The organism is Pseudomonas sp. S06B 330 (assembly GCF_002845275.2).
Lineage (GTDB): Bacteria > Pseudomonadota > Gammaproteobacteria > Pseudomonadales > Pseudomonadaceae > Aquipseudomonas.
On the sequence record NZ_CP088149.1, the window covers coordinates 4215440 to 4229908 of the forward strand.

Here is a 14469-nt window from a genome sequence, read left to right on the forward strand (position 1 = left end):
TCGGGTGTGATCAATCAGCCAGCCAGCCATTTGCCCAGTGCTGCAACTTATCTGCCGTCAGCACATAGTCGCGCAGCACCACTTCACGCAACTCATCGCCTTGTCGATAGCTGGCGCGGGGATCGGCCAGATGCATACGTATTGCTTGCAACCATTCCTGAGTGGTGTTGCTGACCACTCGCGTACAAGGCAAATAACCTCGATAGGCCCTGGCATCGCTACAGATCACCGGATAACCACACGCACCATACTCAAGTAAACGCAAGTTACTCTTGCAGTCGTTGAACAGGTTGGACTCCAGTGGTGCCAGGGCCAGGTCCAGGTCCAAACCGGCTAATTTGCGCGGATACTCAAGCAGCGATACACCCGGATGAAACTCGTGGACATAAGGACGCAGCAAATCCGGACACATGCCAAAGAACACCCACTCGACCTCGTTCGCCAGCTCCTTGACGACATCGACAATAAGCTCGAGATCACCACGGTGACTTGTGCCCCCCGCCCAACCCACCCGGGGTTTGAGTGAAGTCTGGCGGCGACTGCGCAGACCGTGCCACAACTGCGAAGCCAGCATGTTCGGAACCACGCGAATATCCTGATTCATGCTCGACAACAGTTCAGCCAGCGGCTCGGTGGAGACCACCAGCCGATCACAAAGGGAAATACCCCGCGTCACCATTTCGCGCATGTTGCCTGGAAGGTTGCGACCGTGAGCGTTCTTTTTCGGCACATCGAGGATGTAGTCATCAATCTCGTAAATGCGTCGAGCATTGGAGAAGCGCTTGATACGCTCTATTTCCTCGAGCGCGTTGGGGGTATAGCGACACTGCAGGATGACCACATCCGGCTTGTCGCGCTCCATCTCGATGTATCCAGGCGTGGTGTAGGTCATTCGCCCCTGGATCCAGCCTGCCTCTTCCAGTTCAAAAAATGGTTGTGCCACCCGGTAGTGCCCTACCGCCGACGTATTGATCGGCAAAGCCAGAACAAAGGGTAACGCTCGACTGACGAAAGGGTCCCAGCCAGCGCGCAAGCCAGGATCAAGGGTGAAGCTGGACATTTTCAGGCTGAGGTTAGGATTGTAGGCGGGATCACTGGCCACACGTGACAACCAGCGCTGGTAAAAAGCCTCTTGATCCCGATCAGCAGTATCCTGTCCTGTCTGCACTTCACTCGGAGCGCTCATTCGAGCGACCATGGCAAAAGGCGTCCAGACAATCAGATAACCATGGTCGCGCACCCGCAGACACAAGTCTGCATCGAACCATTGATCCTGATAAGCGCCCTCCTCAAGGCCCCCTAGCTCGGTGAATAGGCTTCGGCGCACCACCAGACACTCACCACTGACAGCGCTCCAGCTCTGCACCACACTCAAGCGATTCATGTACCCACTGGCATCAGCCGAATACCCGGAGAATGGACTGCTGGCAGGCCCATGAAGGCCCAACACCAGACCTGCGCCCACTACGGTACCGTCATGAGCGCAGAGTTTCGGACCTGTTACACCGACTTCCGGACGCTGGGCTTGAGTCATCAACTCGCTCAGCCATTGGCCGTCAAAGATCATGCACCCGGCGTCAAGCAACAGCAGGTAGGCACCCAGTGCTTCGTGACTGGCCTGATTTATCCGTTGTAGGGCACTGTGCCCCGCAACCTCGATAATTCTCAGTTGTTCGCTACCCAACCCTTGCATGGCGGCGAACCAGTCCCTCATCGGTTCAGGTTCGCCTCCACCGCTGACGACCAGGACTTCGTAGGGGGCATAGACCGTGTATTCGAATATCGACTCGACGCAACGGCGCAACAACTGCAGGTCATGACCAGCATCAATAATGATCGACACCCCGGGCCTATCATCATGCAGGTAACGAACGCGTGAGAGCATGCTGCCTTGCGCCACAGCGAGCTCGAACGGCACTCCCAGACGTTGTAAATGCGCCTTGAGTATTTGCGGCGCCTGAAGCACACAGTCCGGCTCAAGTAACCAATCCGTGTAACTGGCCTTACACTGCACGAGCAGCTCAGCGATATGCCCGACGACTTGCAAGCCATCCGCCTCGACCATCCGCCAGAGCAGGTCATGGGGCGCCAGCGCGCCGAACTCCGAAGCAAAACCACCTAAACGGGACAAGGCCTCGCATTTGAAAGCCAGCATGCGCCCGACATAGGGAAAACTGCGCATCAGGTCGAGATTGAAGTCCGGCTTGAAAATCGGGCTGGAGGCCTGAAGATTGTCGTTCGCCCCTTCATCGGTGTAGTAGCAGTTCCTGTCGTCATACAACGCCATGCGCTCAGCCATGATCACCAATGCATGCGGATGCAATCGGTCGCCAGCGCGCAGCAGGAAAATCCAGTCAACATCACCTGCAGATTGCAATCGCGCATTGATCTGTTCGAAACCGTCTCCACGCAAAGTCGCTGTTTGCACATTGGCAGTATCCGGCTCCTGCGCCGGTTCACAGGCGAACACCCACACCTGAGCGGCGGCGTAAGACTGCAGCGCAATGCTCTCCAGCGTAGCTTTCAATGCCAGCGGATCTCCCATGGGATCCATGACCACCGGAACAATGCGTGGTGTGCTCGGCCATTGCTCGATCCGCCGGGACATCAGACGACTCTGCGCAGCAGACAAGGTTCTGCACTCCAGCCACTGAGCATAGAGCTCGGCAAAGCTCAGACTATCGGTACCCACCTGCTGCTGATAGTTGGCGACTTGTCCGGAATACAAGCGAGAAAGCTCATACTCCTGCCAATCCTTGTCTGCGCCCTCGCCATATTGCTCGAACGTTACATGACGCACCCAACCGGTAGCTGGCGCCGGCTCACCGGTTCGCGAGGCGAGCATTTGTAACAGCCACTCAGTCTCTACCTTGAAGGCCATTTCCATGCTGGTGTGATGACTCAAGCGACCGGCATGCATCCGCTCGATGCTGAGCATTTGCTGGAGGTACCCCAGGTGCCCACGGCGCAACAGGCAAATGTATAGCGCCATGTCCAGGCGCGCGGTAAAACCCTGCCCTTCCTGCACCAACATTGCCAGCGACTGCTCCACCAGTGCCCGACGCAATAGAACGTGACTTAAGCCACCAAACAGGTTCGGTGCATTGGCAGCCACAGCGTCCAGCAGATCGCCACCGTTGAGCACTGCGCTCTCCATAGCGATAACGCAATTCATCGCACGTGAAGGCAGCAAGGAGTCTTGGGCATCACATAAAAAGCGGTGGTTGGTCACCATGCTGACGTCAGGACAGTCTGACAATACTCGCGCCTGATGACGGATGCTGGTCGACAGCAACCAATCATCATCACAGAGAAACTTGATGTACTCCCCCCGGGATTGCTCAAGGCACACCAACACGTTGCGTGAGAACCCAAGGGTCATTGCATTGCGCACATAACGCAACACACAGGTTGCCTGACCTGCCAGCTCGTCAAAAATTACCTTGATCTCATCCCCGCGGCTGTCATCACAGACAATGACCTCAAGACAAGCGTAGTCCTGCGAGATTGCGCTGAGCAATGCGCGGCGAAAGAACTCAGGATTGAAAGCCGGGATGGCAATACTGACTAATGCTTGGTGGTTCACGATGGAAAACCTGGAGGGAGGCGCTTTGCCAGAAGCTACTGCCATCTGTCAAAGCGCCGAGTCAATCAAAGCTGGTTGAACAAGCTCAGCGAGGAAATTTTCGAGAAAGCCAGCTGCGAGGCCTGCAGCATGGTCTGTTGCAGGTTAAGACGGATCAACACTTCGGCCGGGTCCGCATCACGGATCGAACTCTGGGTCTTGGTGTTGGCCATTTTCAGGCTCTCGTTGGTTTCGGCCTGGACATCCAAAGCAGCGCCGCGAGCACCGATTGAGCTGATCGCTTCAGCCACTTTGTTGGCGCCGCTCTCAAGGTTGCCAACTGCCGAGTCCAATGCCGCCTGATACTTCTGTCGCGACGCGAGATCAGTATCGACCGGCATCTCCAGCGCCTTACGGAACTCCGAGATGGTGTCGAGTATGTTTTGGGTCTGATGGGTATCAACCTTGACCGAGAACTGATCACCGCCAACTGGCGGCTCGGAGAAGTCAAAATCGACACCGGCGATGGTGGCCTTGGTGGCAGGCGTGCCGGTCAGCACGCCACTGGCTACTGGACGGGCATCTGGCCCCATGGGCTGAGCATAGACGTCAAAGTCGGTGGCGCTGGTGAATTTAAAGATGGCGCCGCCGCCTGGAAATGCATTGTCGTACGCAGTCTTGTCCGTGATGCTGGCGCTGTTGATTTGCGCCGACGAGGTATTGCCCGGGCTGCGCGATCCGCTGACTTCATCGACTTTGGAAGCCAGATTAAACGTGTACCCGGCGATTGCGGTATCCGGATCGTCGCCCTCCTTCAAGTTGACGTCCAGGCGCATTTCGACACCACGGAAACTGATGCTGGCGTCCTTTTTCGAATCGAAGGTGCCGCCACCGGTGGCCTCCAGGGTTACGTCATTGTTGGCCGCGTCAGTGATCTTGAATTCGGTGTTGCTGGTGAAGGTGATGGTGTACGGCTCACCGCCACGGAATCGATCATTGTACTGTGTACTGCCTGACACTTGTCCGTTGGACAGGCTGACCCGACCATCATCCACTGCCGGATAAGTCAGGTTCGTCTGGCTGCGACTGGTATTCAACGCCTGTTCGAATACGCTGTAACCGCTATCGTTGGTAGCCATGCTGAGCATGTCGCCCACTTGCAAACTCAGGGTACTTTGGTCGCCCTGGTAGCTGTAAGTGCCATCAGCGTTGCGCACATAGGGCTGGGTATCGCCACGCGAACCAGAGAAAATGTACTTGCCGTTCTCGTCACGGCTGTTCATCAGGCTGTAGAGCTGCTCTTCGAGCTGAGCCAACTCCTGCGCGTTAGCTTTGCGATCGGCATCGGTATAGCCGCCGTTACCAGCGCCAATCGCCAGCTCCTTGACTCGTGCCAAAACGTTGGTAATGGAGTTGAGGGTTGACTCAGCAGTACCCAAGCTATTACGCACGCTGGTGATATTGCCATCGTACTGATCAATCAGATTGCTCTGCTGTTGCAACTGCAACAGGCGCGCAGCCCCTACTGGATCATCAGCAGCCGTACGCACGCGAATGTTGTCACTGGCCTGCTGACCGGTCTTGACCAGATTGGAAAAATTGTTCGAGTAGTTCGCAGCGCTGGTTTGGTAGAACTGGGAAGTAGAAATACGCACGGTCTACCACTCCTTAAAGGGCATTGATCAGTGTGGAGAAGATGTCCTGCGCCGCTTTGATGATCTGCGACGAGGCCGTGTAGTACTGCTGGTACTTGATCAGGTTGCCGGCTTCTTCATCGAGCTGAACGCCCGACAGCGAATCACGCGAAGCCTTGGCCGAGGTGTGCAGTGCCGTGGTCGAATCGACGTCCATCTGCGCCTGAGCAGTCTTGCCACCGACGTTTTCCACCAGTTTGCCGTAGGCATCGGTAAGGCTGATACCTTTACCGTTAGCACCGATCTCAACCGTCCCCTTGGTCTGCAGGTCGATCACTGCCTGGCCGTTACGGTTGTTGTCTGAGCCCGGACCCGTCAAGGAAACGGTGTAGTTGTCACCTTCCTTGGGCGAGCCAGAGACTTCCATCTCAAAGGTAAACGACTTCTGGTTGCCACTGGCATCGTTGATCGGATCGCCATTGGCGTCGACCATCGGCACCGAGAACTGCAGTTTGTTGGCCTGGCCCGGAATGATCGTACCGGTACCCAGGGTGCCGCCCTGGGCATCGAGCAGCTTGTAGGTCTGCGGGGTAGTTTTGTCATCACCGAACACCAGTTTCACCGGTGTCGAATATTTCAGACCGTTCTGCAAGTCCAGACGCTGGGCCGGATCGTAGATGTCCATCGCCGAGGTCAGGTCAGGTTGGCCAATAATGCCGGTACCCTGGTTACCCGAACCACTGGTAGCGGTCAGAGGCGAGGCCAGTGCCAGGCGCTTGGGATCGGTGAGCACCGTGTCCAGGTTGCTGGCAGCGTTGCGCGTCGGGGTGATCTTGAAGCTGTCACCGGCGCTGTTAGTGCCGCCACTGAGCTTGAGGGTAAAACCATCGATTACCGGCGCCGGGTCATCGTTGATGTCGTAAGGTCCCAAAGCGGTGCCATCCGGCAGCTTCTTGACGCTGTAACCGGTGGCGCTGGTGAAGGTCACCTGGTAGTCGCTGGTGCTCAGCTTGCCGGTGTCCTTGATGATCACATCCAGGCTGCCATTGCCGGTATTGCCGGCTTTGGCGATGCTGCGCTGGCTGATGAGCTCAGGGCTGTTGATGTTGTTGAACAAGGCAGCGCCAAATTCACCGTTCTTGTCGATGCCCTGGGCCAACTGACGGTTGATCTGATCGGCCATGACCAAGGCCACACGCCCCAGCTCGTTGAGCGATGGGTCGAGCACTTCGCTGCGATAACGCAGCAAGCCGCCGATCTCACCGCCGTTGAGGCTGGAGGTAACGTCCATCACTGTGGTGCCCCGGTTGAGCTGAATGCTCACTCGGGTCGGATCGTTCTTGCTTGGTACGGTCTGCAGGGTGTTGATGGTCTTGCCCATCACCAGCGGCTGGCCGTTCTCCAGGTAGATATCCAGGTTACCTTCACGCTCAACGACCTGGGTACCGACCAGCTCGGACAACTGGCGCACGGCCTCGTTGCGCTGGTCGAGCAGGTCGTTCGGGGTGCCCTGCATCTGCGAGATCTGGTCGTTGTACTGAGCAATGGTCGCCGACAACTTGTTGACCTGATCGGTCATCGACGTCAGGTTGCCATTGAGGTTGCTGTTCTGTTCGTTGAGCTGGTTGGCGATGGTATTGAAGCGCTTGCTCAGCGATTGGGCACTGGTCAGCAGCAACTGGCGCGATGCATCTTCGTTGGGCTTGGCGGCCGCACTTTGCATGGCAGTGAAGAAGCTTTTCAAGGCGCCGGTAATGCCGGTGTCGGCATCGGACAGCATGCTGTCGAGCGGTGCAACCTGATTGAGGTACGCCGCCGCATCGCTGTTGAGCGACGTGGTGGTACGCAACTGGCTTTCCAGGTAACTGTTGTAGACCCGGCGTACATCGGACAGGGTGGTGCCGGTACCGATGAACACGTTGCCGTTCTGCTGCGAGCCATTGGACCGCTGCACGTTCTGCTGGCGCGAATAACCAGCGACATCGGCGTTGGTAATGTTGTTACCCGTGGTGTGCAGGCCCGACTGACTGGCGCCGAGCCCCGACATCCCGATGTTGATCAAACTCGCCATGGTTCAAACCTTATAGTTGCGTAGTGGTGCCAATCGCTGCGTAGCTTTCGTAGGATTTCATTTGCTTGGCGATCTGCGAGATCTTGCTCGCGTAATCCGGGTCGGTTGCATAACCGGCCCGCTGCAGCTCGCGTACAAACTGTTCCGGTTTATCGGCAGCCTTGACCGCTTCTTTATAGCGAGCGTTGTTCTGCAACAGGCTCACCAGGTCATGGAAACTATCTTGATAGGAATCGTAGGAGCGGAACGCCGCCGTCTCCTTGACGAACTGACCATCACGGAACTCGCTGGTGATCGCCCGCGCCTGCTCACCCTGCCAATTACCGGTCGCCTTGATACCAAACAGGTTATGGCTGCTGCGGCCATCGTCCTGACGCATGACCGACTTGCCCCAACCAGTTTCCAGTGCGGCCTGAGCCACCAGGTAACGCGGATCGATACCAATGCGCTTGGCCGCCTGCTCCGCCATCGGCAGCATGGTGGCAACAAAGTCATCGGAAGAGCTGAAGGCACGCTTGGCCGGTGCCAATGGCGGCTGCGCCATGGCGCGACCATAAATACGTAGGCTGCCGGGCGCCGCGAAAGCTTGTGCCGGCTGCCAGTCGCCCTTGGCCACTGCATCGCCAACGAGGGTCGAGCGGCCGGGGATCGGTGCCGTGTTCGTAGCAGCCGGCACAGCGCCGGCTGCGGGCACCAACCCCGCCAGCAACCGATCTGTAAGCTTGCTTGGCAAGGCCAGGCGCCGCGAATTGAGGGCGGCCACATCGTTGCGGGTAACAGCAGTTTCCTGCGGCCGCTCGGCCACGCCCACTGCTGTTGCACCCAGCGGCTTGGGCGCGATGTCAAAACGCGGGAACGGGCTGGTGTTGCTCGCAGAGGCGGCTTTCTGCTTGGACAGCTGACGCATCAGCACATCCTGCAGGCCGATACCGCCCCCTTCGCGCGACATGCTCACCGCCAGCTGCTGGTCGTACATCTGCTGGTACTGCTTGGTGGTTTCGGTGTTAAGCGGGTTGTCTTTGGCCAGCACATCACTGGCCGAACGCATCGACTTGAGCATCTCGTTGAGAAACAGCGACTCGAATTCCTGGGCCACCTTGCGCAGGTTGGCCTCGCTGTCGCGATCACCGACCTTCAACGAGCTGAGTCGATTGAGGTCGGTGTAAGCGCCACTGTCGGCCATCGTGGTCATTGGGTTTTTCGGCATATCCATGCGAGCGCCCCTTAAATCACGATCAGGTCGGCTTGTAGCGCGCCGGCCTGCTTCAGCGCTTCAAGGATCGCCATCAGGTCACTCGGAGCAGCGCCCACCTGATTCACTGCACGCACGATTTCATCCAGGGTGGTACCCGGACCGAACTTGAACATCGGCTTGGCTTCCTGCTCGGCATTGACCCGCGAGCGCGGCACGACAGCCGTCTGGCCATTGGAGAACGGCCCTGGCTGACTGACAATCGGGTCTTCGGTGATGGTCACGGTCAGGCTGCCGTGGGTCACCGCTGCCGGTGACACCTTGACGTTCTGGCCGATGACAATGGTGCCCGTACGCGAGTTGATGATGACCTTGGCCACCGCCTGACCCGGATCGATTTCCAGGTTCTCGAGAATCGACAGGTAATCAACCCGCTGGCTTGGATCAAGCGGCGCAGTCACCCGCACCGACCCCCCATCCAGGGCCTGGGCCACGCCCGGGCCGAGCAGCTCGTTGACCTTGTCGACGATGCGCTTGGCGGTGGTGAAGTCTGGCCGATTGAGGTTCAAGGTCAGGCTGTTGCCCTGATTGAAACCACTGGGCACGGCACGCTCTACCGACGCGCCACCAGGGATGCGTCCAGCTGACGGCACGTTGACGGTGATCTTCGAACCATCGCGGCCTTCAGCGTCAAAGCCGCCGACCACCAGGTTGCCCTGAGCGATGGCATAGACGTTGCCGTCGATACCCTTGAGCGGCGTCATCAACAAGCTGCCGCCGCGCAGGCTCTTGGAGTTACCGATCGAGGACACGGTGATATCCACCACCTGCCCCGGCTTGGCGAATGGTGGCAGGTCAGCATGCACCGAGACCGCCGCGACGTTCTTGAGCTGCACGTTGCCGGTACCGGCCGGCACCTTGATGCCGAACTGCGACAGCATGTTGTTGAAGGTCTGCAGGGTGAACGGCGTCTGGGTGGTCTGGTCACCCGTGCCGTTGAGCCCCACCACCAGGCCGTAGCCGATCAGCTGGTTGCTGCGCACGCCGGAAATGCTGGCAATGTCCTTCAGGCGTTCAGCCTGCGCGACAAACGCGACGGACATCAAAAGCGCGGCGGTAATCAGCTGCTTGAAGTTGAACATGGTCATCCGAACCTAGAAAGGCCAAAGCGGGCTGAGGAAGAAACGGTCGAGCCATCCCGGCTGGCTGGCATCGGCAAACGAGCCGGTGCCCGAGTAAGTGATGCGCGCATCAGCCACTCGCGTCGAAGGCACGGTGTTGTCGGTGGCAATGTCATCGGCGCGAATCATGCCGGCAATGCGTACCAGCTCGTCACCGGTGTTGAGCGTCAGCCACTTCTCACCACGCACGGCGATGATGCCATTAGGCAGCACGTCAGCCACGGTGACAGTGATCGAGCCGGTCAGACTGTTGCCCTGCCCGGCCTTGCTGTCGCCCTTGGTCGCACGATCACCGCTGTAGCCCGCACTGAGACTCAGGTCGCCATCGCTGAACGGGTTGTTAGTGGTCATCGAGGAGCCGAACAACGAGGTCAGACCGATATCGGCCTTGCTGTTCTTGGCGATCTGCGAGTTGGCATTCTTGCTCGCCTGGGTACGCTCGTTGAGGGTGATGGTGATGATGTCACCGACCCGGAACGCCTTGCGATCGCTGTACAGGTTCTGGTCAAACCCGGCCTGGTAGATCGAGCCGTTGTTGGCCGCCGCCGGCAGTGGCGTACGCGGCAATACTGGCGCGTAGTACGGATCATTAGGCTTGGGCGGCGGCGAAACGCAGCCAGCCAGCACGCTGATCCCACTCAGGGCAAGTACGGATAACAAACGACTCATGACTCTGACCTCACGGTGTAACAGGCGCCGTTCAAGCGACCTCGAAGACTTCAATTACAGGTTCTGGGTAACGAACGAGAGCATCTGGTCAGCGGTGGAAATGACCTTGGAGTTCATTTCATAGGCTCGCTGGGTGGTGATCATGTTGACCAACTCTTCCACGGTGCTGACGTTGGAGTTTTCCAGGGTCTGCTGCTGAACCACACCAAAACCGTTCAGGCCTGGCGTGCCCACCTGTGGCGCACCGCTGGCTGCGGTTTCCAGGAACAGGTTGCCACCCGTTGCCTGCAGGCCGGCCGGGTTGATGAAGTCGGCGGTCTGAATGTTGCCGATGACCTGCGCGGCCGGGTTGCCAGCGATGGTGATCGACACGGTGCCGTCACGGCCGACAGTAAAGGTCTGCGCCTCAGGCGGAACGACAATGGCCGGCTCCAGGGCGAAACCGCTGGCGGTGACGATCTGGCCATCGGAGTTCAGGTGGAAGGTACCGTCGCGGGTGTACGAGACCGTGCCATCGGGCTGCAGGATCTGGAAGAAACCACGGCCGTCGAGCGCCATGTCCAGCGGGTTTTCAGTAGTCTGCAGGCTACCCGCGGTGAAGCTCTTCTGAGTGCCAACAATGCGCACACCCGTACCCAGTTGCAGGCCCGAAGGCAGCTCGCTGTCCTGGGTCGACTGGGCACCGGCCTGGCGGCGGGTCTGGTAGAGCAGGTCCTGGAATTCAGCGCGATCACGTTTGAAGCCGGTGGTCGAGACGTTGGCCAGGTTGTTGGAAATGGTGGTCAGGTTCATGTCCTGAGCGGACAGACCGGTTTTACTCACCCAAAGAGCCGGAAGCATGCTGTTCTCCTCGTGCGCCTGTTTTACGGCGCTACGTCTGTGTAATTAGCCGATCTGCAAAACCCGAGCCATGGCTTCATCGCCTTCTTTGGCCGTGGTCATCATTTTGATGTGCAGTTCGAATTGACGGGACAGCGCCAGCACCGAGGTCATTTCCTCGACAGCGTTGACGTTACTGGCCTCAAGGAAGCCCGACACCAGTTTGACGTTGGCGTCAGCCACGGCGGGCTGGCCATTGCTGGTGTGGATCAAGCCGTCCAGGCCCTTACTCATGGTCTTGAGGTCAGGGTTGACCATCTTGATCCGGTCGACTTCAGCCATCACCTGTGGCCCCTCGCCCATGGCGCGGATCGTGATGGTGCCGTCTTCACCGACCTCGATCTTCTGCTCCGGCGGCACGGCAATCGGCCCGCCGTTGCCCATGATCGGCATGCCGTTGCCGGCACGCAGCACACCCAGGGCATCGATGTTCATGCTCGCGGTACGCACATAGGCTTCGCTGCCATCAGGCGCTTGCACGGCGATGAAACCGTCGCCACCAATGGCTACGTCCAGGTCACGCCCGGTTTCCAGCATCGAGCCTGGCGAGAAATCCGTCGCCGGGCGCTCGGTCATCGCATACGCACGCGCCGGAAAGCTGTCACCAAACACCGGCATCGAACGCGCCTGCTCCAGGTCACGCTGAAAACCGGTGGTGGAAATGTTCGCCAGGTTGTTGGCATGCGCCTTCTGCGCCAGCGCGTTCTGGCTGGCACCGGTCATGGCCACGTACAGCATCTTGTCCACAGTCTTTCTCCCCTGCGCTGGCGAACACTTGCCGTTCGCCGCTGCTTTGCAGTGCTTGTAGCAAGTTTCAAACCAACTTTGCAGAAGTGACCAAAAGCCCCGCCAGACAAGGGCTTGCGCACAGCAGGGGAATACGACGGGGAGATGCGCCGTCGAAATTACGGCGCCAGCTTGCCGCTAGCGGCAACGCTCAGTAAGCGCGGCACGCACCATTATTGAAGGGGCCGGCAAAGCGCTTCCAACCATCCCCCGGAGAAAACTGGGCACACACCAGACGCCCATCGGCCTGGCTCTCCCAACGATACCAAGGCGCAGCATCCGCCCTGACCTGAGCCATCAGCAATACCGCAAACAAGGCCAACGCCACTCGTTGCAACATGATCGATACCTCCGAAATGAAAGACCCCTTTCGAGAAAGGGGCCTGTCCACAGCTATCGCCTCACACCCACATCAGGTCATCTGAATGATGGTCTGCATGATGGTGCTCTGGGTAGAGATGGTCTTGGCGTTTGCCTGATAGTTGCTCTGCGCCTTGATCAGCTCGACCAGCTCGTTGGTCAAGTTGACGTTCGAGGCCTCCAGCGAGTTGGAAGCGATGGCACCCAGAGTACCGGTCTTCGGCGCATCAATACCCGGGATACCCGAGGAATAGGTTTCCGCCCAACGCGTACCGCCCATAGGCTGCAGGCCCTGCTCGTTGGCAAAGGAAGCAATCGCCACCTGACCAATCGCGCGCGACTGCTGGTTGCTGAAGCTGGCGAACATCACACCGCTGGAGTCGATGCTCAGGCTCGACAGGATGCCGGTAGCGTAACCATCCTGGCTCTGCGACAGACGCGTGGTCGGGGTGTTATAGGAGGTGGTCGCGTTCATGTCGATGGCGATACCACCCGCGCTCGCTTCCGAACCATTGGAGCCCCATACCGGCGGCTTGGCGTTTGGATCGGTAATGGTGGCAGGCACCCAGCCGGTCAGCTTGAAGACCTTGTTCTCCACTTCGTAGCCCGAACCTGCAGCGCCCGCCGTCATGGTGTCGACGCTACCATCCGGATTGAAGTTGATGGTCCCTTCCAGCGGCTGCGGCGGCTCCTGGCTCGGATCGAGCGGGTTGCGACCGTCGATCAGGGTGTACGACTTCCACTCATTGGTGTCGGTCTTGACGTAGTACTGATCCATGACGTGCTCGTTACCCTGGCTGTCATAGATCTTGGTGGCAAAGGTCTTGTTCCAGGTGGTGTCATCACTTGGATCGAAAGTGGTGGTTGCCGGGATGACCTTGTCCGACGAGTTGAGGTTGATCCCCTGATTGATCGAGGTGGTGGACTTTGGCGCCAACGCCGAGGTGTCGATCTTAAGATCAGTCAGCACGCCATTGATGATCTTGCCATTCTCATCCACACCGTAGCCGCGCAGGCGCAGGCCATCGGCGGTGACCACGTAATTGTCTTTGTCGGTCTGGAAGGCACCGGCACGGGAGTAACTGAGCGAGCCGTTGTCGCTCAGCACAAAGAAGCCCTGCCCCTGGATACCCATGTCCAGCACGTTGCCGGTATTGGTGATTTCACCGTTGGTGAATTGCTGCGACACCGAAGCCAGGCGCACACCGTTACCCACGCTCTGACTGCCGACGCCGAGCTTGTTGGCCGAGTAGACATCGGCGAATTCCGCGCGCGACGATTTAAAACCGGTGGTTGCAACGTTGGCGATGTTGTTGCCGGTCACGTCCAGTTGTTTGTTGGCTGCATAGAGACCGCTAAGGCCGATATTGAATGACATCTTTCAACTCCTTGTGCCGCGTTAGCCGGCTCTATATACCGATGGTTTGGACTTTGGACAGCGCGATGCTGCCCAGGCCAGCGAGATTGAGCATCATCTCGCCGCCGGTCTGACTGAGGGTGACGCTGCTGACCGTGGCGGGCAGCAGGGTGTACATATCCAACTGCTTGCCTTCGATGGTGGTTTTGGCGGCAAAGGTGTAGGTACCTGGATCAACCTTCTCACCGGCGTCATTGGTGCCATCCCAGACGAACTCGGAATTGCCGGCCTTCTGCTCACCCATATCGATGGTCTTGACCACCTTGCCATCCTTGTCGGTGATGGTGACGGTGGCGTTACTCAGCGACTGCGGCACTACCACGGAACCGGTGAAGCTCTTGGTGGTGTCGACCATGGCCTTGTCGGTCTGGACGATCACCGAGCGACCAACCAGCGATGACGCCTGCAGCGCCTGGGACGATTTGAAGTTGCCGGAAATCGCCGTCACCGTCTCATTGAGCGTGGTGATGCCTTCCAGGCTGCTGAACTGCGCCAACTGGGCAACGAACTCACTGTTGTCCTGAGGATCAAGCGGGTTCTGATTCTGCATCTGGGTAACCAGCATCTGCAGGAACGCGTCTTTGCCCAACGCCTGGTTGCCGCCAGCCTTGTTGTTGCCACCATTGTCGGAAGTCGGATTGGCCTTCTTGAGCACGTCATTCAGGTTTACCCCGCTTGGGGCATCATTAACACTTGCCATTGGCTTCGTCCTTTA

11 protein-coding genes are annotated in these 14469 nt (G+C 58.5%); all 11 read right to left on the reverse strand.

The window, feature by feature from the left end; all coding sequences use genetic code 11:
* Positions 1-10: 10 nt before the first annotated feature.
* The 11 genes from CX511_RS18760 to flgD all read right to left on the reverse strand — a co-directional run bounded on the left by CX511_RS18760 (position 11) and on the right by flgD (position 14454).
* Positions 11-3586, reverse strand: coding sequence for a glycosyltransferase (locus tag CX511_RS18760; RefSeq protein WP_101293439.1), 3576 nt, complete (start codon positions 3584-3586; stop codon positions 11-13).
* A 65-nt stretch (positions 3587-3651) separates the two neighbouring features.
* Entirely contained in the window at positions 3652-5220 is a 1569-nt protein-coding gene (locus CX511_RS18765; RefSeq protein WP_101293440.1) for a flagellar hook-associated protein 3, read from the reverse strand.
* A 13-nt stretch (positions 5221-5233) separates the two neighbouring features.
* Complete coding sequence (flgK, locus tag CX511_RS18770; protein WP_101293441.1) at positions 5234-7270, reverse strand: flagellar hook-associated protein FlgK; 2037 nt, start codon at positions 7268-7270, stop codon at positions 5234-5236.
* A gap of 10 nt (positions 7271-7280) precedes the next feature.
* A complete protein-coding gene (flgJ, locus tag CX511_RS18775) occupies positions 7281-8483 on the reverse strand; it encodes a flagellar assembly peptidoglycan hydrolase FlgJ (RefSeq protein WP_045189092.1) in 1203 nt (400 codons plus the stop codon).
* Between the two features lie 11 nt (positions 8484-8494).
* Positions 8495-9604 carry a flagellar basal body P-ring protein FlgI gene (locus tag CX511_RS18780; RefSeq protein WP_045189094.1) on the reverse strand — a complete coding sequence of 370 codons (1110 nt, stop codon included), beginning with the start codon at positions 9602-9604 and terminating at the stop codon, positions 8495-8497.
* Positions 9605-9616: 12 nt separating this feature from the next.
* The gene (gene flgH / locus CX511_RS18785; protein WP_045189096.1) at positions 9617-10312 is read right to left on the reverse strand and encodes a flagellar basal body L-ring protein FlgH; all 696 of its coding nucleotides are present in this window, start codon (positions 10310-10312) and stop codon (positions 9617-9619) included.
* 54 nt (positions 10313-10366) lie between these two features.
* Entirely contained in the window at positions 10367-11152 is a 786-nt protein-coding gene (gene flgG / locus CX511_RS18790; protein WP_045189098.1) for a flagellar basal-body rod protein FlgG, read from the reverse strand.
* A 45-nt stretch (positions 11153-11197) separates the two neighbouring features.
* Positions 11198-11938, reverse strand: coding sequence for a flagellar basal body rod protein FlgF (locus tag CX511_RS18795; protein ID WP_045189100.1), 741 nt, complete (start codon positions 11936-11938; stop codon positions 11198-11200).
* Between the two features lie 190 nt (positions 11939-12128).
* The gene (locus tag CX511_RS18800; RefSeq protein WP_101293442.1) at positions 12129-12317 is read right to left on the reverse strand and encodes a hypothetical protein; all 189 of its coding nucleotides are present in this window, start codon (positions 12315-12317) and stop codon (positions 12129-12131) included.
* A 72-nt stretch (positions 12318-12389) separates the two neighbouring features.
* The gene (gene flgE / locus CX511_RS18805; protein WP_101293443.1) at positions 12390-13715 is read right to left on the reverse strand and encodes a flagellar hook protein FlgE; all 1326 of its coding nucleotides are present in this window, start codon (positions 13713-13715) and stop codon (positions 12390-12392) included.
* A 31-nt stretch (positions 13716-13746) separates the two neighbouring features.
* Positions 13747-14454 carry a flagellar hook assembly protein FlgD gene (flgD, locus tag CX511_RS18810; protein ID WP_101293444.1) on the reverse strand — a complete coding sequence of 236 codons (708 nt, stop codon included), beginning with the start codon at positions 14452-14454 and terminating at the stop codon, positions 13747-13749.
* Between the last annotated feature and the right edge of the window lie 15 nt (positions 14455-14469).